General features: G+C 39.9%; 20 protein-coding genes and 1 tRNA gene. 11 read left to right on the top strand and 10 right to left on the bottom strand.

What is annotated here, in order from left to right; translation table 11 throughout:
• Positions 1 to 19: 19 nt before the first annotated feature.
• Both EJ994_RS16180 and EJ994_RS16175 read right to left on the bottom strand, forming a co-directional pair.
• Positions 20 to 1336, bottom strand: a complete 1317-nt coding sequence (locus tag EJ994_RS16180; RefSeq protein ID WP_099575179.1) for a TldD/PmbA family protein — start codon at positions 1334 to 1336, stop codon at positions 20 to 22.
• A gap of 27 nt (positions 1337 to 1363) precedes the next feature.
• Positions 1364 to 3004, bottom strand: a complete 1641-nt coding sequence (locus EJ994_RS16175) for a TldD/PmbA family protein (protein WP_126593433.1) — start codon at positions 3002 to 3004, stop codon at positions 1364 to 1366.
• 502 nt (positions 3005 to 3506) lie between these two features.
• Here EJ994_RS16175 and EJ994_RS16170 point away from each other — a divergent pair.
• The 3 genes from EJ994_RS16170 to EJ994_RS16160 all read left to right on the top strand — a co-directional run bounded on the left by EJ994_RS16170 (position 3507) and on the right by EJ994_RS16160 (position 4282).
• Positions 3507 to 3579, top strand: a tRNA-Phe gene (locus EJ994_RS16170).
• A gap of 48 nt (positions 3580 to 3627) precedes the next feature.
• The gene (locus EJ994_RS16165) at positions 3628 to 3912 is read left to right on the top strand and encodes a GIY-YIG nuclease family protein (RefSeq protein ID WP_126593432.1); all 285 of its coding nucleotides are present in this window, start codon (positions 3628 to 3630) and stop codon (positions 3910 to 3912) included.
• A gap of 85 nt (positions 3913 to 3997) precedes the next feature.
• Positions 3998 to 4282, top strand: a complete 285-nt coding sequence (locus EJ994_RS16160) for a GIY-YIG nuclease family protein (RefSeq protein ID WP_126593431.1) — start codon at positions 3998 to 4000, stop codon at positions 4280 to 4282.
• Between the two features lie 88 nt (positions 4283 to 4370).
• Here the strand turns inward: EJ994_RS16160 and EJ994_RS16155 are convergent, their stop codons facing one another.
• Positions 4371 to 5942, bottom strand: a complete 1572-nt coding sequence (locus EJ994_RS16155; RefSeq protein ID WP_126593430.1) for a glycoside hydrolase family 32 protein — start codon at positions 5940 to 5942, stop codon at positions 4371 to 4373.
• 82 nt (positions 5943 to 6024) lie between these two features.
• Here EJ994_RS16155 and EJ994_RS16150 point away from each other — a divergent pair, with 82 nt between their 5' ends.
• The 4 genes from EJ994_RS16150 to EJ994_RS16135 are packed head-to-tail and all read left to right on the top strand — an operon-like array spanning position 6025 to position 8804.
• Positions 6025 to 6531: a rhodanese-like domain-containing protein gene (locus EJ994_RS16150; RefSeq protein WP_126593429.1), complete on the top strand. Its 507-nt coding sequence runs from the start codon at positions 6025 to 6027 to the stop codon at positions 6529 to 6531.
• Between the two features lie 33 nt (positions 6532 to 6564).
• The gene (locus tag EJ994_RS16145; protein WP_126593428.1) at positions 6565 to 7245 is read left to right on the top strand and encodes a TIGR04282 family arsenosugar biosynthesis glycosyltransferase; all 681 of its coding nucleotides are present in this window, start codon (positions 6565 to 6567) and stop codon (positions 7243 to 7245) included.
• Positions 7238 to 8053: a purine-nucleoside phosphorylase gene (locus tag EJ994_RS16140; RefSeq protein WP_099574580.1), complete on the top strand. Its 816-nt coding sequence runs from the start codon at positions 7238 to 7240 to the stop codon at positions 8051 to 8053. Before EJ994_RS16145 ends, EJ994_RS16140 begins: the two co-directional genes overlap by 8 nt.
• Positions 8054 to 8099: 46 nt before the next feature.
• The gene (locus EJ994_RS16135) at positions 8100 to 8804 is read left to right on the top strand and encodes a TIGR04283 family arsenosugar biosynthesis glycosyltransferase (protein WP_126593427.1); all 705 of its coding nucleotides are present in this window, start codon (positions 8100 to 8102) and stop codon (positions 8802 to 8804) included.
• Positions 8805 to 8807: 3 nt separating this feature from the next.
• Here the strand turns inward: EJ994_RS16135 and EJ994_RS16130 are convergent, their stop codons facing one another.
• From EJ994_RS16130 to EJ994_RS16100, 7 genes are all read right to left on the bottom strand, one after another.
• Positions 8808 to 9836, bottom strand: coding sequence for an N-acetylmuramoyl-L-alanine amidase (locus EJ994_RS16130; protein ID WP_126593426.1), 1029 nt, complete (start codon positions 9834 to 9836; stop codon positions 8808 to 8810).
• A gap of 52 nt (positions 9837 to 9888) precedes the next feature.
• Positions 9889 to 10836 carry a hypothetical protein gene (locus tag EJ994_RS16125; RefSeq protein ID WP_126593425.1) on the bottom strand — a complete coding sequence of 316 codons (948 nt, stop codon included), beginning with the start codon at positions 10834 to 10836 and terminating at the stop codon, positions 9889 to 9891.
• Positions 10837 to 10869: 33 nt separating this feature from the next.
• Entirely contained in the window at positions 10870 to 12132 is a 1263-nt protein-coding gene (locus tag EJ994_RS16120) for a POTRA domain-containing protein (protein ID WP_126593424.1), read from the bottom strand.
• Between the two features lie 70 nt (positions 12133 to 12202).
• Positions 12203 to 12919, bottom strand: a complete 717-nt coding sequence (locus tag EJ994_RS16115; protein WP_241240807.1) for a hypothetical protein — start codon at positions 12917 to 12919, stop codon at positions 12203 to 12205.
• Positions 12916 to 13923: a glycoside hydrolase family 113 gene (locus tag EJ994_RS16110; RefSeq protein ID WP_126593423.1), complete on the bottom strand. Its 1008-nt coding sequence runs from the start codon at positions 13921 to 13923 to the stop codon at positions 12916 to 12918. Before EJ994_RS16110 ends, EJ994_RS16115 begins: the two co-directional genes overlap by 4 nt.
• Before the next feature lie 45 nt (positions 13924 to 13968).
• Positions 13969 to 14853 carry a hypothetical protein gene (locus tag EJ994_RS16105; protein ID WP_126593422.1) on the bottom strand — a complete coding sequence of 295 codons (885 nt, stop codon included), beginning with the start codon at positions 14851 to 14853 and terminating at the stop codon, positions 13969 to 13971.
• 30 nt (positions 14854 to 14883) lie between these two features.
• On the bottom strand, positions 14884 to 15603 hold the full coding sequence (locus tag EJ994_RS16100) for a DUF547 domain-containing protein (protein ID WP_126593421.1): 720 nt from the start codon (positions 15601 to 15603) through the stop codon (positions 14884 to 14886).
• Positions 15604 to 15885: 282 nt separating this feature from the next.
• On the opposite strand from EJ994_RS16100, the gene EJ994_RS16095 reads away from it, so the two are divergent.
• The 4 genes from EJ994_RS16095 to EJ994_RS16080 are packed head-to-tail and all read left to right on the top strand — an operon-like array spanning position 15886 to position 20004.
• A complete protein-coding gene (locus EJ994_RS16095) occupies positions 15886 to 17232 on the top strand; it encodes an NAD(P)/FAD-dependent oxidoreductase (protein WP_126593420.1) in 1347 nt (448 codons plus the stop codon).
• Positions 17233 to 17244: 12 nt separating this feature from the next.
• The gene (locus tag EJ994_RS16090; RefSeq protein ID WP_126593419.1) at positions 17245 to 18825 is read left to right on the top strand and encodes a 4Fe-4S binding protein; all 1581 of its coding nucleotides are present in this window, start codon (positions 17245 to 17247) and stop codon (positions 18823 to 18825) included.
• 4 nt (positions 18826 to 18829) lie between these two features.
• Positions 18830 to 19315 (top strand): toxin-antitoxin system YwqK family antitoxin, encoded by a 486-nt coding sequence (locus EJ994_RS16085; RefSeq protein WP_126593418.1) that lies wholly within the window; start codon positions 18830 to 18832, stop codon positions 19313 to 19315.
• Positions 19315 to 20004 carry a glycosyltransferase family 2 protein gene (locus EJ994_RS16080; protein WP_099574593.1) on the top strand — a complete coding sequence of 230 codons (690 nt, stop codon included), beginning with the start codon at positions 19315 to 19317 and terminating at the stop codon, positions 20002 to 20004. Before EJ994_RS16085 ends, EJ994_RS16080 begins: the two co-directional genes overlap by 1 nt.

Below are 20004 nucleotides of genomic sequence, written 5' to 3'. Positions count from 1 at the left end.
TTTATTTACGTATTTCACGTTAAACCGCGTCCGATAAACTCGTAAAAGTGAAGTCCCTTATTTTCATGTATGGTATAAGATTACCGTTGATGCGCACTTGTTTGCCAAGTGTCTCCAAGTTGTTCAACATGATTATTGGACTCTCATTAAATCTAAAGTTCTTAACAGGATACTTGATTTCTCCGTTTTCAATATAGAAAGTCCCATCTCTTGTTAATCCCGTATAGAGCAGGGTTTGCGGATCTACGGTTCTGATGTACCATAAACGCGTTACCAAAATTCCCTTTTTTGTGCTTTTAATCAAATCCTCAAGAGAGGCGTCTCCTCCGCCCATAATGAGATTATCCGGGTAAGGTATAGGGTCTACCCCTTTTTGCTGGGCCCAGTACCTACTATAGGCCAAATTCTTTACGACTCCGTTTTCTATCCAAGAAGTTTTCTTTAAAGCTTGTCCCGAACCGTTCCAAGTACCGGTGGGTACTTCTGGATGAAGGGGGTCTGACCAAAGATTCACGCGTTCGTCCACAATTTTCTCCCCTATCTTGGTTCCGCCTCCTTCTTTGGACATAAAACTACGGCCTTCGTCGGCAGTTCTGGCATCTATGGAATAGCCCAGATTAGTGATTAGATTTTCCGCTGCGGCCGGTTCCAAAATCACGGTATATTTTCCCGGCTCTATGGCCTTGGCCTCTTTGGAAAGTACCGCCTTATCAATTGCTGTTTTCGATGCTTCCGAAGCATCGAACTTGGCAATATCGTTATAGTCTCTAGAAACCCATCCAGACCCTGTACCATCATTACTGCGCATGGTCACCGTAAAATCTACGTTGGAATATTTGTTATAGGCAAATAAACCTTTAGAATTGAGCATGGCGCTAAACCCGTAAGAATCGTCCAAAAATCCCGCTGCGGTTACATCGTTGGCTATTGCCGGTTGTATACTGTCATTCGCAACGGTAGCTCTATATTCTGGTGAAATATTTGCCGTTGCTTCTACGTAATTTATTGCCTCATCATAGGTTTGTTGCTCCAAAGGTTCCATGAATTCTGGATTCTCCGGAGATAATTTCGCTAACTCCTCTGCCCGTTTGACTACTTTTTCTAAAGAGACATCATCAAATTCGTCTATGGTTGCCGTCCCGGACTTTTTACCATAACTGGATTGCACCACCAAGGTTTGGTTAGATCGGTGCCCGGAGGTGGAGACGGAATTCCGTGCGTAACGTATGTTACCACTTTCACTTCCGCTCAAGTTTATTTCGCAAGTATCAGCCGTGGAAAAACGCAATGCTTTCTCCATTATTTTTCTAGCTTCTTCTTCTGTATATATTGCCATTTTAGTATTTTTTGTTGGGTGAATTGCTTAGATGCTACGACCTGTATTGATTACATTGATATCGTTAAACCTAGTGGTAGAACTACCATGGGATACCGCACTTATCTGTGATGGCTGTCCTTTACCGTCAAAGAAGGAACCGAACATCCTGTAATCGCTTTCATCACAAATCTTTGCGCAGGAGTTCCAGAACTCTTGCGTGTTGGACTGATATGCCACATCATTAAGCATACCCACTATTTTACCATCTTTAATTTCATAGAAAACAGTACCTCCAAACTGGAAGTTATACCGTTGTTGGTCGATAGAGTAAGAGCCTCTCCCGGCAATATAGATTCCTTTTTCAACATCTTTTATCATTTCGGAAATGGAATATTTTTCTTTACCCGGCTCTAATGATACATTGGGCATTCTTTGGAATTGCACATCGTTCCAACTTTGGGCATAACAACATCCATGGGATTCATTCTGGCCAATAATGTTCACTTGATCACGAATGGCCTGATAATTTACCAATGTTCCGTTCCTGACTAAATCCCACTGTTTGCATTTTACTCCTTCATCATCATAACCAACAGCACCAAGACTACCCTCCATGGTTTTGTCGGCAACGAGGTTTACAATATCGCTACCGTAGTTAAAGTCACCGGATTTCCACTTGTCCAACGTAGCAAAACTTGTACCCGCGTAGTTTGCTTCGTAACCGAGCACCCTGTCCAGTTCCAAAGGATGCCCAACAGATTCATGAATCGTTAACCCTAAATGGTTAGGCTCTAAGACCAAATCATATTTCCCAGGGTCTACTGATTTCGCGGTAAGCATTTGTGTTGCCTGTTTAGCGGCCTGTACCGCATCCTCCACAATATCATAACTCTTTCTATACAGAGTGATTCCTGCCGGACCTTCCAGTTTTTCGGAAGCCAGACCGTCCATATATTCATAACCCATACCCATCGGGGCACTCATGGCCTGTCTAGTCTTGAACTTGCCCGCTTCCCTATCGACCGCAGTAACGCCGAAAGTAGGCCATATACGGTGTACGTCCTGGTCTATGTAAGAACCGTCCGTTGAAGCAAAATACTTTTGCTCGTTCACCATGAACAACGCAGAGTTTACAAAATTGGCACCATTATTCATAGCGGCCGCGTTTGCATTTAAAAGTAAATCTACTTTCTCGGAAACCGGAACCTCTTTAAAATCTTTTTGAATAGGCGTTTTCCAAGATACTTCACCATGCGCTTGCACGGGAGCCAATTTTACGGGCTCTGTCTGAATCTTAGAATTTGCCTTTGCAATAGCTACAGCCTGTTGTGTCGCTTTTTTGATACCATCCTCAGTAACACTGTTCGTGGAGGCAAAACCCCAAGTCCCGTTAGCGATGACCCGTATACCGATTCCAAAGGATTCTGTATTAACCACATTTTGTACCTTGTCCTCTCTTGTAAAGACATATTGGTTCAAGTATCTACCTATTCTAGCATCCGCATAGGTGGCCCCCATCGATTTTGCGGTATTGAGTGCTACATCTGCCATGCGTTTCTTAACTATAACATCCATGCCTGGCTCCAGCAGTGCTTCTGCCTGAATGTTATTTCCCATCAAACTAGCTGGCACCAAGAGTGAGGCTGCGCCCATTCCCGATAATTGTACAAAGTCTCTTCTTTTCATCTAGTGTTATTAAGTTATTGCCCCCTTGTCCTTTTAAAACATAGCTTAAAGCGACTAGGGAGTGTTCGTTAGTTCTAGTCAGCATTCAAAAAATAGTGGATACCGTGTCTTTTTTTAATGACTCGCCCTAAAATAGCGAATTAAATAGATAAGCACCTCGGGCATTTAGATTTTATTAAGAAGATTTTATGAAAAAACAATGGTGTTACATTTGTGCTCGCATCAACTCTTATTCGTCATGCGAACAGTATATTAACTTTTTCGTCACTAGGTTAATTTTTAATTTGAAGTATGGGAAGAGCTTAAAACAAAAAAACACAAGGCTTTTTTCGTGATTTTGTTTGTATATCGTAAAATTGAAATTATATTTGCAGCCGCTTATAGCGACACGGTGCCTTAGCTCAGTTGTTGAGTCCCGAAGCATCGGGAGACAAAAAATCCATGTGCTTGGCATTACCAAAAGCCAAGAAGTTAAATAGAAAATTGAAATATTGATAATAATGGTGCCTTAGCTCAGTTGGTAGAGCAATGGACTGAAAATCCATGTGTCCCTGGTTCGATTCCTGGAGGCACCACAACTAATCCTCGCAATAGCGGGGATTTTTTGTTTATATTTTTTCCAAATGCATTACCTGTACATTCTTTACAGCGAGAAAATAAGCAGATACTATATCGGGGAATCTCCGGATATAGTAAATAGGTTAGAACAACACAATGCTCATTATTTTAAAAAAGCATTTACAAAAGCGGCGGGCGATTGGGAAATTGTAGTTTCGATGCAATTAAAAAGTAGGAAAGATGCAATCTATCTTGAAAAATTCATTAAACGAATGAAAAGCAAAACCTTCATTCAGAAGATTGTAAAGGACAATGACATTCTATTGGATATCCTAAATAAAAAACCATAGCTCTGGTTCCCCCGAAGCGTCGGGGCTGGAGGCACCACAACTAATCCTCGCAATAGCGGGGATTTTTTGTTTATATTTTTTCCAAATGCATTACCTGTACATTCTTTACAGCGAGAAAATAAGCAGATACTATATCGGGGAATCTCCAGATATAGTAAATAGGTTAGAACAACATAATGCTCATTATTTTAAAAAATCATTTACAAAAGCGGCGGACGATTGGCAAATTGTAGTTTCGATGCAATTAAACAGTAGGAAAGATGCAATCTATCTTGAAAAATTCATTAAACGAATGAAAAGCAAAACCTTCATTCAGAAGATTGTAAAGGACACCGACATTCTATTGGATATCCTAAGTAAAAAACCATAGCCTTGGTTCCCCCGAAGTGTCGGGGCTGGAGGCACCACAACTAATCCTCGCAATTGCGGGGATTTTTTGTTTACGGTCATTATGACAACTAATCCCATATTCGCTTCACCTTATTTTCGCTAAGGCTATTTAACCGTAAGCTATCCGTTGATAGGTTCTTCACCTCCAAAATCGTAAAGGAATCTCTTGGGAATATTTGGTTCGTCATTACGTACTGCCCTTTGTTTACAAAAAGCTCAATAGAAGATTTATCCAGGAGTATCCTAAACTCCACCTCATCCTCGGGTAAATTAGGAACGAACATGGTCTGGGGACCTAAGGCAAAATTAGCGGCAAAATCCGTTACACCAGATGCGGTGCGGTCAAACATTATTTTACCGTCAGCACCATTTAGGGTAATTACCACGCTATCCCCTAGCTCATTTTTTAGACGCATTTGAAACGCTCTTGCAGAAGTATTAAAGCGGATCTCCGACTGGTTGTTATGCTGTAACTCCATCGTTTCCGTTTGGCTCGGACCTACTGTGAAATCTACTTCTTTTGAGCCTTTTTTCACAATGGCGTCCAAGGCTGCCAACGGATAATTTATAAGCTCGTAGACATCGTTGTTCTTTTGCAAGGACAATTTTCTTGGCATCGTCATGGCACTACGCCATTTTTCGGTAGGGGTATCGCGAGCGTAGTCCCAGTTGCTCATCCAACCTATAAAAATACGTTCGTTATTCGGGGTGTTGTTGTACGTTACACCAGCGTAGTTATCCCTTCCTAAATCTAGCCATTTGCTTGCTACTTGATTCGTCGTAAAGGTCTCCCCATCAAAATCACCCACAAAGTATTGCGTTCCGCTTCCTCCGTTCGGGGCACCTGGATTGATGCTGATCAACAACACCCATTTTTCCTCTGCCGACCCTTCTACTTTTAGAGGAAACATATCCGGACATTCCCAAACTCCGCCATGCGCTCCTTTATCCTTTCCAAATTCGCTCACCTGGTTCCATTTTTTTAGGTCAGGCGAATTCCAAACCTGCATATGGTCCCCGGCCACCAAAAGCATTGTCCACAATTGTAATTGCTCGTTCCAGAATACCTTAGGGTCCCTAAAATCCTTGATGCCGTTATTACCTATGACAGGATTACCCTCGTACTTGGTCCAACTATCACCATTATCCAAGCTATAAGCAATGCCCTGTGTCTGAAAATCTTTTCTGCCCGCTTTTTCTCCCGCCATTAAATGATAGGTGAAAATGGCCACTAAAGGTGGTGTGTCCGCAGTTCCGAAACCCGAAGTATTATCCACGTCCACTACGGCACTACCGGAAAATATTAGGCCGTTGTCGTCCGGATATAAGGCTATGGGCTTATGCTTCCAATGCATCATATCCTTGCTTACGGCATGGCCCCAATGCATAGGCCCCCAAACCGTACTATCGGGATAGTACTGATAGAACAAATGATAGGTCCCGTCTTGGTAAACGAGTCCATTAGGATCGTTCATCCATTTTTCCTCTGGCGTAAAATGGTACTGTGGGCGATACGCTTCCGTATAGTAGGATTCTTTCTTTGACACCTCATTTTTCAAAAGCTTATCAGTATTATCCTTACAGGAAAAAATTACCAGTGGAAGTATAAGAACGAGAGTATTGATGTACTTAATTTTCATTTTTTAAACATTTATTTGGCTTTTGCACTGATGGTAAAGCACCTCTAAAATAGTACCTTTACAAAACTAAAGTAATGATTTAATGAAACCTTTTCTTACGTTCCTTTCTATTTTATTGTTTGGCCACAGCATTTGGTCGCAGGATAAGCTGGACCGAACACTGAAAAAATTCAATAAGGAGTCGGTTCCCTACATCTATACCAACGATCTGGCATCTGCTGAGGGAACCATACTTTTAGATACACGCAAAAAAGAAGAATACCAGGTAAGCCACTTAAAAAATGCCATTTGGGTAGGTCACAAAGAATTTGACGAGGATAGGGTACGTTCAAAAATACCGGACAAGGAAGCTACTATCGTTGTCTACTGTTCCATTGGGGTACGTTCAGAAAATATAGGCGAAAAACTTATGGATATGGGCTACCGCAACGTAAAGAATCTCTACGGAGGTATTTTTGATTGGAAAAATACGAATCGTCCCGTTTATAATCTCAACAATCAAAAGACCGATAGCGTTCACGCTTTTAGTAAGCATTGGGGGAAATTATTGACCAAAGGCATCAAGGTCTATGACAAGACCAAAGAGTGAATCGATTTAAAAAACTATAAATACCAGTTATTTTTGGGAATACTACAAACTAAAAAAGAAGTGAAAGATGAAAAAACCGTTGATTTTCATCTCGTTAATTCAAAAAATCTCCTGCTTATATTCACGCGAAATCCAGAGCTGGGAAAATGCAAAACAAGACTTGCAGCTAAGGTAGGTGATAATGCCGCTCTGGAAATCTATAAATTTCTTTTAGGACATACGGCGAGCATCACCAAAAACCTTTATGCCACCAAGGCCGTTTATTATTCCGAGGAAATCTGGGAAAATGATATTTGGGACCCTACTATCTTTGATAAAAAATTACAAGAGGGAGCAACTTTAGGCGAACGCATGGCGAACGCATTTAAAGATGGATTCGAAAAAGGGTTTGAGCGTATACTAGTCATTGGAAGTGACATGCACGACCTTAACCAACAAGATCTTGAAGAAGCCTTTAAAGCTTTAGAAAAAAACGATTACGTGGTAGGGCCCGCGTTGGATGGTGGCTACTATCTTCTGGGAATGAAAAAATATAAAGATGCGCTTTTTAATGCTAAGGATTGGGGAACGGAAACCGTTTTGGAGGCTACCTTGAAGGATTTAAAGGAAGAACGTTTGCAATTACTTTCAGAAAAGAACGATGTAGACCATTATGAAGATATTAAAGACATTAAGGCTTTTGCGCCTTATTTAAAACATATGAAAAATGACTAAGAAACAATTACAGGAATCCGTTGATTATCTTATTAACAAGGGTTTTGATGCCCCAGAATTTGGAATTGTATTGGGAACTGGATTGGGTAGGCTAGTAGATGAGATTCAGGAGCCTATAGAGGCGCATTACAATCATATCCCGTTTTTTCCATTGGCCACTGTTGAATTTCATACCGGCAAACTGGTTTTTGGTACCATTGAAGGTAAAAAAGTAGTGGTAATGCAAGGTCGCTTTCATTTATACGAGGGTTATGATTTTCTGGATATTACCTATCCCATACGCGTTATGCATATGCTGGGCATAAAAAAACTCTTCATTTCCAATGCCGCTGGGGCAATTAACCTGGATTTTAAAAAGGGAGATATTATGCTCATTGAAGATCACATTAACCTGCAAGGTGGTTCGCCCCTAGCATTTAAGAACGTAGCGGAGTTCGGGGAACGTTTTACAGACATGTCGGAGCCTTATGATTTGGAAATGCGCGAAAAATTGGAAAATATCGCCGTTACACATAACATATCCTTAAAGAAAGGTGTCTACGCATCGGTTGTTGGGCCTCAGTTAGAGACAAAGGCAGAGTATCGGATGCTTAAAATTTTAGGTTCGGATGCCGTGGGCATGAGTACCGTTCCGGAAGTAATAGTGGCCAATCACTTGGGTCTGCCCATTGTAGCGGTCTCCGTATTGACCGATGAATGTGACCCTGATAATCTGAAACCCGTGGATATCGGGGAGATTATTGCCATTGCCGGCGAAACAGAACCTAAAATGGTAAAATTATTCAGCGAATTGATAAAACAACTGTAAGGTTAGCACTGTTTGTACCACTACTAGCACAATCAGTTTGTTTTAAATGACCATACAATTCCCACAAATCAGTATTATAATCCCAGTTCTTAATGAAGAGGATTATATAAAAAAAGTGCTGCTGAGTATTAAAAATAATACCTCTTCAAACCAAGTAAAGGAAGTACTGGTCATTGATGGGGGTAGTGAAGATACTACCGTAAAAGAAGCCACGAAAGCGGGCGCCAGAGTAATTTCAACCTCAAAAGGGAGAGCTTTACAGATGAACGTCGGAGCTGCGATTGCCACAGGTGATATCTTGTATTTTTTACATGTAGATACCTTACCGCCCAAAGATTTTGATCTAGAAATTTTGCAAGCCTATACCGAAGGTTTTAAAGTGGGTTGTTTTCGTATGAAATTTGATACTACCCACCTATTTTTAGATATTTTTGCTTGGTTTACGCGCTTAAATACACAGATATGTCGTGGTGGAGACCAATCGCTATTTATCCTCAAAACCTTATTTGAAAAAGCCAATGGATTTAACGAGTCCTATAGAATATATGAGGACAACGAATTCATTAGAAGAATCTATAAAATGGCTTATTTTAAAGTGCTTAACAACACGGTGACCACCTCTTCTAGAAGATATGACAAAAAGGGCATATTGGCCTTACAATGGCATTTTGGAATGATACACCTAAAACACTTCTTTGGCGCAGGACCCGATACGCTCCATCGGTATTACGTAAAACACATCGCCCTATAAAAGTTACTCTTGTTCAAAGTCTTGTAGCACGCCCTCGGAAATCCATTTTGCCAATGCCTGCCTATTATCCGATACCAAAATTCTTTTCTGGTCTTTCTGGTTCTTGATATTCCCTATTTCTATAAACGTCATTGCCGGATGTGTTTTCTTTACCAAATAAAGGGAAGTTCTATCTTCAAATGTACCCGAATAGGTTCGGTTAGGTTGATATTTTTTATACTTCTTTTGAAATGTCCGATGAATATTTTCCGCCAATTTTTTACCGTTCTTACTTTTCTCGTGATGATAGAAAAAGACATCGATATTTTGACCTTGACTTCTACTATCTATATGGGTAACAATTAGGCGTTGGTATTTGCCCTTATTCTTTTTGTAAAGCTTATTGATGATTTCTACCCGCTGTTTTAAGCGCGCTACTTGGTTTAAGGGAATCTTTTTATCAGGATAAGCAACCTCATCTCTATCTATTTCCAAAATACGCTCATCCCGTATACCATCATTCTCATCTCTAATAATAATATAAACCTGAGCGCCATGGGCCATTAACTCTCTGGCCAACCGTAACGTAATGTCATAGGCGTACTCATCTTCAGAAATAGATTTTCCTTTATATACGGCCATAGCGCCGGGGTCTGGGCCACCATGTCCGGAAACCAAATAATAGACAGCTCCTTTGAGCCTTTCGCTTTTGGACAGCACCTTTTCGTGTTTTTCTCCAAAAATGGAAACGGTCATTGCTTCAATTTCTTTTATTTTCTTGGTCTGTTCCTGTATGGAATCTACGACAGGTACCGTGTCCAAAATTACTCTTGGAACAAGGTAATCTCGCCCTTCATATAAGTGAACGCTATCCCTTAAGTTGTCTATATTCAGCTGAATAAACGATTCGTACGCCTCGTACGGATTTATTCCTTGTTTTCTTAGCAAGGACAAGACCCCATCCCCTTTTTCCGCAGTAACGGTCTTCAAGGAATCTTGAGCAAGTAGATTGCCAGAAAGGAGCAGAAAAATACCGATGTAAAACGTTTTCATTGTAACTACATTAAACAAAGTTCATGCCGCACTAAAAGGAACAAGATTTGCATTAACCACCACTGCTATTCTGGGCATAATCCTTAGCTATACCTTCCATAATCATCTTGGCCAAATAGGTTTTCCCTGCTTTTACCTCAATACCCTTTTCAAGGGCTTTTTTTCCACTATCCAATGAAAGTATCGTTACTGGAGCTAAGATGTTCTTAGCAAGGTAAATACCAATCTCATCATCAAAGATGGAGATGCCTTTTTTTACGTCCGTTCTCTTCGCAGCATACTTTTTGATACTCTTTTGCAAATTACCGGCCAGTGCAAGACCCTCTTTACTTGAACTATAATGACTCACATTAACGGCGTAATTCCTAGCACTTCCGTTCAATTCTTGTAGTACTAGTACGCGTTGATAACTCCCGTTATTCATTAAATACTTCTTATTTATGACCCCGGAATACTCCCCTAACTCCAATAAACCAAAATCTTTATCTACGGCCTCCTTACTAGGATTATCCGTGTTTGATGCATCTTCCAAAATATAAACTTTAGCACTCCTTACCAACAACTCTTTGGCCAGTTGAATAATGAAATTATTAGAGCGCTCCGAAATATCCCCATCGCTTAAATTAGGTGAATACATAATGTAATAAACCGAATGTTTTAGGGTGCTATCCTTAACTGCCAATTTGGATAGCTCCTTATCGAAAATAGGCTTTTCTATCTGCTCGTTAACAACTATTCTAGTGCCCCTATTTTTAAAAGAATCCGGAGCATCCGGTAAGAGATATTTTTTACCGTTGATCAATTCACTGCCATTGCGAATATGTTCCTCGTTTAACTTGTAGAATTCTTCGTAATGTGTAGCGGGATCCATACCGGCGTTTCTCAATATAGAAAAGATACCGTCTCCTTTTTTTGCCATAACGGTATCGATTCCTACTTGACCGGAAAGACCATTAAAAGCAAATAATGCTATGATAAATAGAAATAGTCTAAGGCGCATAGTAATGGTTTCGTGTTCCAGTAACAAATATCATTAAAAATACTGCCCTATGCCAAAAACAATACCTCTATCTCCGTCTTTTGTAATACCATATCCATAATCAATCCTAAAGATGGCATTGAAAATTCTTTTGTGCATAAAACGTAGTCCTGCTCCTGGGTAAATCCTTATATTTTGATTGTCACTAAAATCCCCGAAATCACCACCTGGATTTCGCCAAGAGCCGCCATCGATAAAGACATTACTCTGCAAGACAAACCAATCTTTATCTATCAACGTATGTCTATATTCCGTATTTATGACAATGGCCCCCGTACCTCTGTCAATTGTATTCCCGACACCTCTAATATTCAAATTATTATCTACCGTGAAGGGTGCAAATGGGGTATCTACGTTACTGGCAAGACCTAGGCGAAGACGGCTTGCCCAATTGCCCTTTTCACCAACGCGGTGGTAGTAGGAAAAATCATTAAAGCCAATCCAAAAATCAGGGAGATTGTTATCCGTACTCCCAACATACTGAAGATTTAGACTGCTCTTGAAACCGGAGAGGTATTGATAATGGTAGTTGACGTTATCAAAATTATAAATAAGCTTAAAAAGATGTTTATCTACGGATAGCTCTTGTGGGACTCCAGGACTAGTGGCACCGAACAGGTAATCATAATCTTCCGTAAAGAAACTTATACCTAACTCTAATCTGTTTTTAAAATTCACTTCATAAAGCCCTAAAACTTCAAAACCCTCGTTATTGTAGCGGTAATCTGCCGTATCGTTATCAAAAAATACAGGTTCCTGCGTGGTAAAACTATTGTAATTGAGCGCCAAGCCAAACTTATTACTGAACAGATAGGGTGCCCTAAAGCTTAGTCCGTAAGAATTAAAAATATCATATTGATAAAAGCCTCCCAAGGTGATGTTCCTACCAAAAAGATTGAACTCTTGGAGCCCTACCCTAAAGGCGAAATCGTCATTCGCGGAACTGAACAGATTAGCAAAAGGTATGAGTGTAAAGTTTTCTTCTATGCCGTAAGTAACGCTATAATTGCCTCCAACAGCAGGAAAAACTTGATAGTATGCATGCGATATGGAGGGAAGCCTTTTGAGACGGGTCATATCTTTCTCTAGGAGTGTGGAGTCCAAAACCATCCCCTCTCTTAATTCTACCAAATTCTTGACAAAAGAAGGTTTTGTTCTTTTGGTCCCTTGGATTTTTATATCCTGCACTATTCCTTCCTGTGCGTTCAGAAACGGACAAAGAAGCAACAGAAAATATATTACATATCTGGTAATCATTGAACTATGGCTAGATTACAAAAATAGGGCTTAGTTCCTTGAAAAGTATCACAACGCCAACCGAATGTAATTAGGGTGTAAAATTTCTTGTGGAAAATAGATTCACCCAATTATCCTCACTTACGGCTAATAGTGTAATACCATAGGTGAGACCAGGCTGCAGACTGTCCGGTGTTTTCGGTGTAATATTCAGCACCACATTGTCCAATTCGTAAAATCTAAAGAATCTATCAAAGGTGTAGGTTCCGGAAATGAGATTATTATCAGCGTCCGTAATCACTTGAAAATATATCTTGGTATCGTTGTAAAGGCCGTCTTCCCAACTAATCAAAGGATTTATTGTATGAGACTCCACACTTACATTGGTAGCAATATACTCCGTAGGTTTGCTTTTGTTCTTTATTCGGATAGGGTTGGATAAATGTATTTTTCCATCTTCCTCAAAACTCACAATTACCCATTTTTCTTGATTAATCGCAACTTCAAACTTCTGTAAAAAACCATTGAAAACATCTAGTAGCGGTGAAACCTTTATTTGATATGCGTCAAAATCCGTTTTCTCTATACCCTCATCAATCGCTTCAAAGTATTGAATGTTGGTTGCGCCCGGTCTAGGGTATAGAAAAACGCTTACCAAATCGTCATTCGGATTACTTGCCGCACAGGCTATTACATTATCCACAACAATTTCTTTAGTGCCAATAAAAGAAGATAGGGAACTGTTTTCTGGTAAATCGTCCGAACAGGATAGCAATAAACCAATACCTAATACAAGAATTCTTTTCAATTTTTAAAGGCTTTATAATGATTTCCAATGACCTCTTGCGCCGGTTTGTTCTGCGGAGTAAACCGGTTATCCAATGCCCCACCGGATGTGTCATGTTTTATGAACCATTTCCACACATACCCACCGGCGAACCAATCTTCTGACCAAAATTCATTGAATATGGCCTCTTTTGCATTTGCTTGAGCCACCAAGTTTACGTTGTCTTCATTATTGTCTACCATCCAAGGTTTTTTGGCAGTGTAGTCCATACTGCGGTAACCAAACTCCGTAAAAAGCACTTGTTTATCATTGGCCAAGGATACCTCCGATATCTTCTCTTTCCATGGTTGCCACCCTTGCTGCAACCCCTTAACTGTTGGGGTCTTTGCATCCGACAGGGGAAAATAGGCATCAATCCCTATATAATCCAGTTCTTTCCAAAACGGCGTTCTTTTATACTCGTCCCAATTGGCTGCATAGGTTAACTTACCTTTATAGATAGCTCGTACTTTCTTTATCAATCCTAACCAATAATCCGGTCTACTCTCAACAAATTTTTCCAGTTCCGTACCTATACAAAGAATAGGTACCGATGTTTCTTCAGCCAAGGCCGCATAATTCAAAATGAACTTATCGTAAGAGTTTTCCAATTTCTTCCAATTTTCTTCGGTTTCCATCATTATGGTACCCGTAAACTCTCCCCTCCACACCCAAATTTGAGGTTTTAACATTACCGTTATTCCGTTCTTTTGTAAGAGCGCTATGTACTGCTTGGCACCTTCACTGGTTTCTCCGAACCATTGCCTATCCGTATCAAAAATAATTTCGGGACTTGCAATTTCCCGCATAAAACCGAAGGGCATCACGGCGGCACTGTTGGCATGTATATTAAGCACCTCGTCTACTTGTGCCTGAGTAGCCTTATCCCTGGAAGCAACGAAGCTTACCCCGTTTATTTTCTCCTGAGCATCACTGGTGCAAGAGAATTGTATAAAGCAAATGAAAAGGAGTCCTAATTTTCTCATGATAGAATATTACGACTCCTAATTTAGTTTTTTTAAGGGGTTATTTTAAAAAATACCTCGTAATCCTATGTTAAAGGTTTCACCTAGACCTGTATTACTTCCTCGTACAAAATTGGTGTATAAAACTTCCACATTCAATGCTTTGGTCAATTGGTATTTAGCACCTCCGCCGACAGCGGTAAAATCTTGAGCAAAATCATTTCCTAGATCTAAACGCTGAGAATGTTGGGCTAAAGCAAGAACCGTAAATTTAGAACTTGGGAAATAACTGATAAAGACCCCCGGATTTATATTTAAACTATTATTTGCAAAGCTTTCATCTTGGTCTCCGAAATTAAGCTCTGTTGTCAATTCTGTGAATAATTGCCATTTGTTTCCGGGGAAGGTGTAATCGTAAAATAAGCGATTCTGCCAAACAAAACCGTTCTGCTCCAAGAATACGCCATTTTCAGTTTCATTATCTATCAATGGTATAAAGAGTGAACTTTGAATTGAAAAATTACTGACAGAAGCAAAAGGCACAAACTTAATAGATGGGGCAAAAGCCGTTAGACCTGAACGGGAATTATCGTCACCACTGAAGCTAAACACATCTAAAGCACCCCTTTCATCATTCTGTGAACTAATTACGTTAGAACGCAACCTCGCGATAAAACCTAGATTTACTCTGTTGTTACGTCCTACTCCGGTATAGAATTCAAAGGTAGAAGTGAAAAATGATTGTCTAGGCTCCTCACCATCCGTAAATGTACTTTCCGTTTGCGTGTAAAGGTTGTTGAACCATTTGATATCAACTTGACCTTTACCTATTAATTTAGAGGGTGTGTACTGTTGAATATTACTTTTTTGCTGTAAACTGTCTTGCGAAACTCCGTTAAAAAAAGCCAATAGGGTTCCTGCAAGAAATAAATTTCTTTTTAATGATTTCATTACTAGTTATTTAAGTTGTTATTTATTGTTTTATTTGACCTCGTTCAAGGTCCAATCGTATGGATAATAGGACACTCTACTCTTGTCCGGAAGTTGTTCTGTTCTGTAGGCATTGATAAAGTCTACCAAATCCGAGCCATTTTGCTCAAAATCACCCTTATACCATTCAAATATTTGGGAAACTTGAACCTTGTTCTTGTTAACACGGATAAAGTTATTATCATTTAGTGCCTTTACTGTCTGCTTTTGCAACTGCGCATCTAACGTTGACGGTTGGTAGGCAGAATTAATTATTGGTGGACAACCCAAACCTGCGCAAACGAGCACAAAGTGAAATCTAGCTTCGGTAGGAAAATTGGCCCTGAGCAATTTATTTTCTATATCGTTCAAGGTGATGTTCTCCCCACCTACCTCATGCTTTTTCTTGTCAAAGAACCCGTTGACGTCCAAGGGAGATTTTAATGGATGGTTTCTTACAATACCATCTATGACCAACAAATTGTAGGTGTTTATCCAAAAAGCTTGGTAATTCTTTGCATCGGTCTTGGAAACAGAAATTTTCTTTGCATTAGCTAAAAGTGACGCTAGGACATCAGGATTGTTTTTTATCGCTTTATAATTTACACGACCGTTCTTAACATGTTCTTTTAAGAAACTATCTGTGCTGGCGAAGTAGCTATTTAAATCTTGGGCGTTGACACTGGCCAAGAAAAATAGGCTTATACTTAGGATGGTTATTGTATTTTTCATTTTAGTTGTTTTATAAATTGATTAGCATTTTCCACTAGGTCGAAACTATTTTAACATCCCTACAGTACTATCAGTTTTTTATGAATATTTTAAGAGTTTAAAGAATTGATACCTTAACATATTGACCAAGATGAATTTACCTAATCTTATGACAAAATTTTGTCATGTTCAGGAATACCTGTTAAATAATTCTCCGTTCTAAAATTTATAATCTTTCTAAATAAAGATGCTTTGTTAAGTTATTATCTTTAAGCACGACACAACAACCAACAAAACCAATTTATGGAACATATTGTTATTATCGGCAACGGTATTTCAGGGGTAACCGTAGCGCGCCACATTAGAAAACTCTCCGACAAAAAAATTACTATCATATCTGCCGAAACGGACTATTTTTTCTCCCGTACGGCTCTCATGTATATCTATATGGGGCATATGAAATTTGAGCACACCCAACCTTACGAAAATTGGTTCTGGAAAAAGAATAGAATTGAGCTGGTTAAAGGTTATGTAAAGCACGTACATACCGGTGCAAATAAGGTAGAACTGGCAGATGGTACCGCTATTGATTATGATAAATTGGTTATCGCCACAGGTTCTAAACCGAATAAATTTGGATGGTCAGGTCAGGATTTAGAAGGTGTACAAGGACTTTACTCCAAACAGGATTTGGATAATCTTGAAAAATTCGCTCCAGACAAAGAAACCTGCAAAAGAGCCGTCATCGTTGGCGGTGGACTCATAGGCATAGAGATGGCAGAAATGCTCCGTAGCCGTAAAATACCCGTAACTTTCTTGGTACGAGAAGACAGCTTTTGGAACGGCGTACTGCCTTCAGGTGAATCTGCCTTGATCAACGAACACATACAGGAACATCACATAGATTTACGCCTAGGCACTAATCTTGTTGAAATTTTGTCCGACGAAAATGGAAGGGCGAAAGCGGTGGTAACGGATAAAGGAGATACCATTGCCTGTGACGTAGTAGGCTTAACGGCGGGAGTTTCTCCTAATATAGACTTCTTAAAGGAATCCGATATTGAATTAGGACGAGGTGTAAAGGTGAACCGTTTGCTGGAAACCAGTGCCAAAAACGTTTATGCTATCGGAGATTGTGCCGAACAGCACGAGGCTATTGGCAACAGAAGACCAATAGAAGCAGTTTGGTATACAGGAAGGATGATGGGCGAAACTTTAGCGCAAACACTTTGCGGTAATCCAACGGAATACAAACCGGGACATTGGTTCAACTCTGCCAAATTTCTAGATGTGGAGTACCAAACCTATGGTTGGGTATTTAGCGAACGGGGAATGAAGGAGTACGAACAACACTTCCATTGGCGCCATAGCAAAGAAAAAATATGCATTACCGTAGCCTTCCATAAAGAGTCTAAATTATTCTTAGGCATAAATACATTTGGGATACGCATGCGCCACGAGATTTTTGACAAATGGCTTACCGAAGAAAGGAGCGTGGATTATGTTATGGAGTATTTAAAGGATGCGAATTTTGATCCTGAATTCTACAAACAATATGAGGGTGAGATAGTGGCCAAATACAACTCGGAATTTGGAACCAGTATAAACCCAAAAAAGAAAAGTTGGAAACGAATTTTCAGTAACGCTTAACCCATCGAAAGAATGAAAACAATAAAAAATATAGGGCTTGTCATTTTTTTGATTGGATTGGCCATTTTTACCGTATTACCTGTAATAGGAACCTACAAGATATCAAGTACCGATTTTAGTGAATTCGTAAACGAAAAAGGCATAAAAAGCGATTTGTTCATTTCGGATTTAGAAAAAAATGTTGTCAATCAATCCTTTGATGGCATGTTGGCCTTTGCGCCTATAATCACCGATGCCTTAGAAAAAGCAAATGCGCAACACCGCAAGAACAAAGAATACAAAAAAGTCATTTACACCAAACCCCATGACATGGCTGCCCAACTTGGAAAAAAAGCGGGTAGCGGTTTCATTGTAGAGAACAAGGGATTAATGTGGTTCCTTACTTTTGGATTAGGAATTATAGGAGCTTTACTCTTTATACTCCCCAATGTGGTACTATTAGGTCAAAAAGGAATTAAGAACGATGGTATCTACCATGAGAGCAGCACAAACAAAGGTTGGGTTGCGTGGCTGGTGTTTATCTTTCTCGTAGGTTTCTACCTTATTCTTTACTTCCGCTCAGAATATGCGGTAAACTGGACGTATCTGGTAGACCCTATCAGTGAAAGCCTTAGCGGTAACCCTGCGGGACATTGGTTTGTATACGGCTTTATGTATTGTGTGGTTATGACCGTTATGGCCGTGCGCATGTACATTAAGTACCGTCATAACATCTACCAAATAGTTCGGACGACCTCTGTACTGTTTTTTCAGATTGTATTCGCCTTTTTAATTCCTGAAATCATGGTAAGACTTCAAATGCCGTATTATGATTTTAAAAATGCCTTCCCGCTAGATTATGATTTCTTCTTTCAGTGGAACCTAAAATCGCTCATCAACAGCGGCGGTATTGGTATGTTCATTTTATTCTGGGGTATTATCCTTACCCTGGTCATTGTTCCTGTCATGGTATACTTTTTTGGAAAAAGATGGTACTGCTCGTGGGTTTGTGGTTGTGGTGGACTGGCAGAAACCCTGGGCGACCCATATAGACAGCACTCTAGCAAATCTTTATTTTCTTGGAAAGTTGAACGTTGGTTGATTCACAGTGTATTGTTATTCGCTTTGGTCATGACGGGAATGACCCTGTACAGCTTCTTTTCAGAAACGGGCACCGTGTTGGGCTTCAAAACATCGGGAGTACAAAATACTTACAGCTTGTTGATAGGTTCCGTATTCGCCGGTGTAATCGGTACGGGCTTCTATCCTATTTTTGGAAATAGGGTGTGGTGTAGATTCGGTTGTCCTTTAGCTGCTTATCTCGGTTTTGTACAACGTTTTAAATCACGTTTCAGAATTACTACCAATGGTGGTCAATGTATTTCTTGTGGAAACTGTTCTACCTACTGCGAACAGGGTATAGATGTAAGGGCCTATGCGCAAAAGGGCGAGAATATAGTCCGTTCTAGTTGTGTGGGCTGTGGAGTTTGTTCGGCCGTATGTCCACGTGGTGTACTAAAACTGGAAAACGGTCCGGAAGAAGGTCGCATTAATCCAACACAAGTCCTGTTAGGAAATGACCCCGATTTGATGGAATTGGTAAATAAAAAATAGTGCTATGTCCCCTAAATCATTCATTGTAGTAGTTTTTTTATTGGTCGTTTGTTCTTCCTACGCACAGGAAAAAACCTATAGTAAAACCTATCACCCTAACGGAAAATTAGCTTCGGAAGGGTGGTTGCGCTATAACGTTCCCACAGATTATTGGAAATTCTATCATGAAAATGGAAGAATTGCAGAGCAAGGAAGTTATAAATATGGCAAGAGAGATAGTTATTGGTATTTTTTCGACGAATACCGGGTACGTACCCAAGAGGGGCACTACCAAAATGGCGAAAAAGTGAATTGGTGGTTATTTTATGACAGTAAAGGGCGCATTAATCACAAATGCCAGTTGAGCAAAGGTGTAAAAAATGGGTACTGTCTTAAATATAGTGATGAGAAGCTTACTTCTGCTGAAAAATATAGCAATGGAAAAAAAATCAAGGAATGGACTAGCTTTGGCGCTTTTACCAAAGAGAACAGTTTATCCGATTTGAAATAATGACCCAAATTAAAGTAATTATCCCCGCCTTTAATGAAGCAGATTCTATTGCCAAAGTAATTAACGAGCTTCCTGAATCCGTAGCTGAAATTATTGTTGTGAACAACAATTCTACGGACCATACCATCCAAAATGCACAAAACGCTGGAGCAACGGTACTTACGGAAGAACAAAAAGGCTATGGTTATGCCTGCCTCCGTGGACTGGATTATGTTGCACAACAGTCCAAACAACCGGATATCATCGTATTTATTGATGGAGACTATTCTGATTATCCTGAAGAGTTGGATAAGGTAGTGGCCCCAATTTTGGAAGATGATATCGATTTTGTAGTCGGGGCAAGAAGAAAAAAATTGCGAGAAGAAGGATCCATGACACCGCAACAGGTTTTTGGCAACTGGTTGGCCACATTTCTGATGCGCCTGTTCTTTAGGGCAAATTTTACGGATTTAGGTCCTTTTAGAGCCATTAAATACGAAAAGCTCAAGGAATTGGAAATGCAAGACAAGACCTATGGGTGGACTGTAGAAATGCAATTGAAAGTTTTGCGAAAAAAAATGACATATACCGAAGTACCAGTACGTTACAAGAAAAGAATTGGTGTTTCAAAGGTGTCCGGAACGGTAAAAGGTAGTATATTTGCGGGCATTAAAATATTGGGTTGGATTTTTAAATACAGTATAAAATAA

Origin of the sequence: Maribacter sp. MJ134, from assembly GCF_003970695.1 — a bacterium.
GTDB lineage: Bacteria > Bacteroidota > Bacteroidia > Flavobacteriales > Flavobacteriaceae > Maribacter.
Note: the sequence above shows the minus strand (reverse complement) of the source record. Positions and strands in the feature narration are given on the sequence as shown.

What these genes read in the sequence shown, in the direction of transcription:
- EJ994_RS16180 (WP_099575179.1), bottom strand. Translation starts at nt 1,336, where the DNA reads ATGGCAATATATACAGAAGAAGAAGCTAGAAAAATAATGGAGAAAGCA.
- EJ994_RS16175 (WP_126593433.1), bottom strand. Translation starts at nt 3,004, where the DNA reads ATGAAAAGAAGAGACTTTGTACAATTATCGGGAATGGGCGCAGCCTCA.
- EJ994_RS16165 (WP_126593432.1), top strand. Translation starts at nt 3,628, where the DNA reads ATGCATTACCTGTACATTCTTTACAGCGAGAAAATAAGCAGATACTAT.
- EJ994_RS16160 (WP_126593431.1), top strand. Translation starts at nt 3,998, where the DNA reads ATGCATTACCTGTACATTCTTTACAGCGAGAAAATAAGCAGATACTAT.
- EJ994_RS16155 (WP_126593430.1), bottom strand. Translation starts at nt 5,942, where the DNA reads ATGAAAATTAAGTACATCAATACTCTCGTTCTTATACTTCCACTGGTA.
- EJ994_RS16150 (WP_126593429.1), top strand. Translation starts at nt 6,025, where the DNA reads ATGAAACCTTTTCTTACGTTCCTTTCTATTTTATTGTTTGGCCACAGC.
- EJ994_RS16140 (WP_099574580.1), top strand. Translation starts at nt 7,238, where the DNA reads ATGACTAAGAAACAATTACAGGAATCCGTTGATTATCTTATTAACAAG.
- EJ994_RS16135 (WP_126593427.1), top strand. Translation starts at nt 8,100, where the DNA reads ATGACCATACAATTCCCACAAATCAGTATTATAATCCCAGTTCTTAAT.
- EJ994_RS16130 (WP_126593426.1), bottom strand. Translation starts at nt 9,836, where the DNA reads ATGAAAACGTTTTACATCGGTATTTTTCTGCTCCTTTCTGGCAATCTA.
- EJ994_RS16125 (WP_126593425.1), bottom strand. Translation starts at nt 10,836, where the DNA reads ATGCGCCTTAGACTATTTCTATTTATCATAGCATTATTTGCTTTTAAT.
- EJ994_RS16120 (WP_126593424.1), bottom strand. Translation starts at nt 12,132, where the DNA reads ATGATTACCAGATATGTAATATATTTTCTGTTGCTTCTTTGTCCGTTT.
- EJ994_RS16110 (WP_126593423.1), bottom strand. Translation starts at nt 13,923, where the DNA reads ATGAGAAAATTAGGACTCCTTTTCATTTGCTTTATACAATTCTCTTGC.
- EJ994_RS16105 (WP_126593422.1), bottom strand. Translation starts at nt 14,853, where the DNA reads ATGAAATCATTAAAAAGAAATTTATTTCTTGCAGGAACCCTATTGGCT.
- EJ994_RS16100 (WP_126593421.1), bottom strand. Translation starts at nt 15,603, where the DNA reads ATGAAAAATACAATAACCATCCTAAGTATAAGCCTATTTTTCTTGGCC.
- EJ994_RS16095 (WP_126593420.1), top strand. Translation starts at nt 15,886, where the DNA reads ATGGAACATATTGTTATTATCGGCAACGGTATTTCAGGGGTAACCGTA.
- EJ994_RS16090 (WP_126593419.1), top strand. Translation starts at nt 17,245, where the DNA reads ATGAAAACAATAAAAAATATAGGGCTTGTCATTTTTTTGATTGGATTG.
- EJ994_RS16085 (WP_126593418.1), top strand. Translation starts at nt 18,830, where the DNA reads ATGTCCCCTAAATCATTCATTGTAGTAGTTTTTTTATTGGTCGTTTGT.
- EJ994_RS16080 (WP_099574593.1), top strand. Translation starts at nt 19,315, where the DNA reads ATGACCCAAATTAAAGTAATTATCCCCGCCTTTAATGAAGCAGATTCT.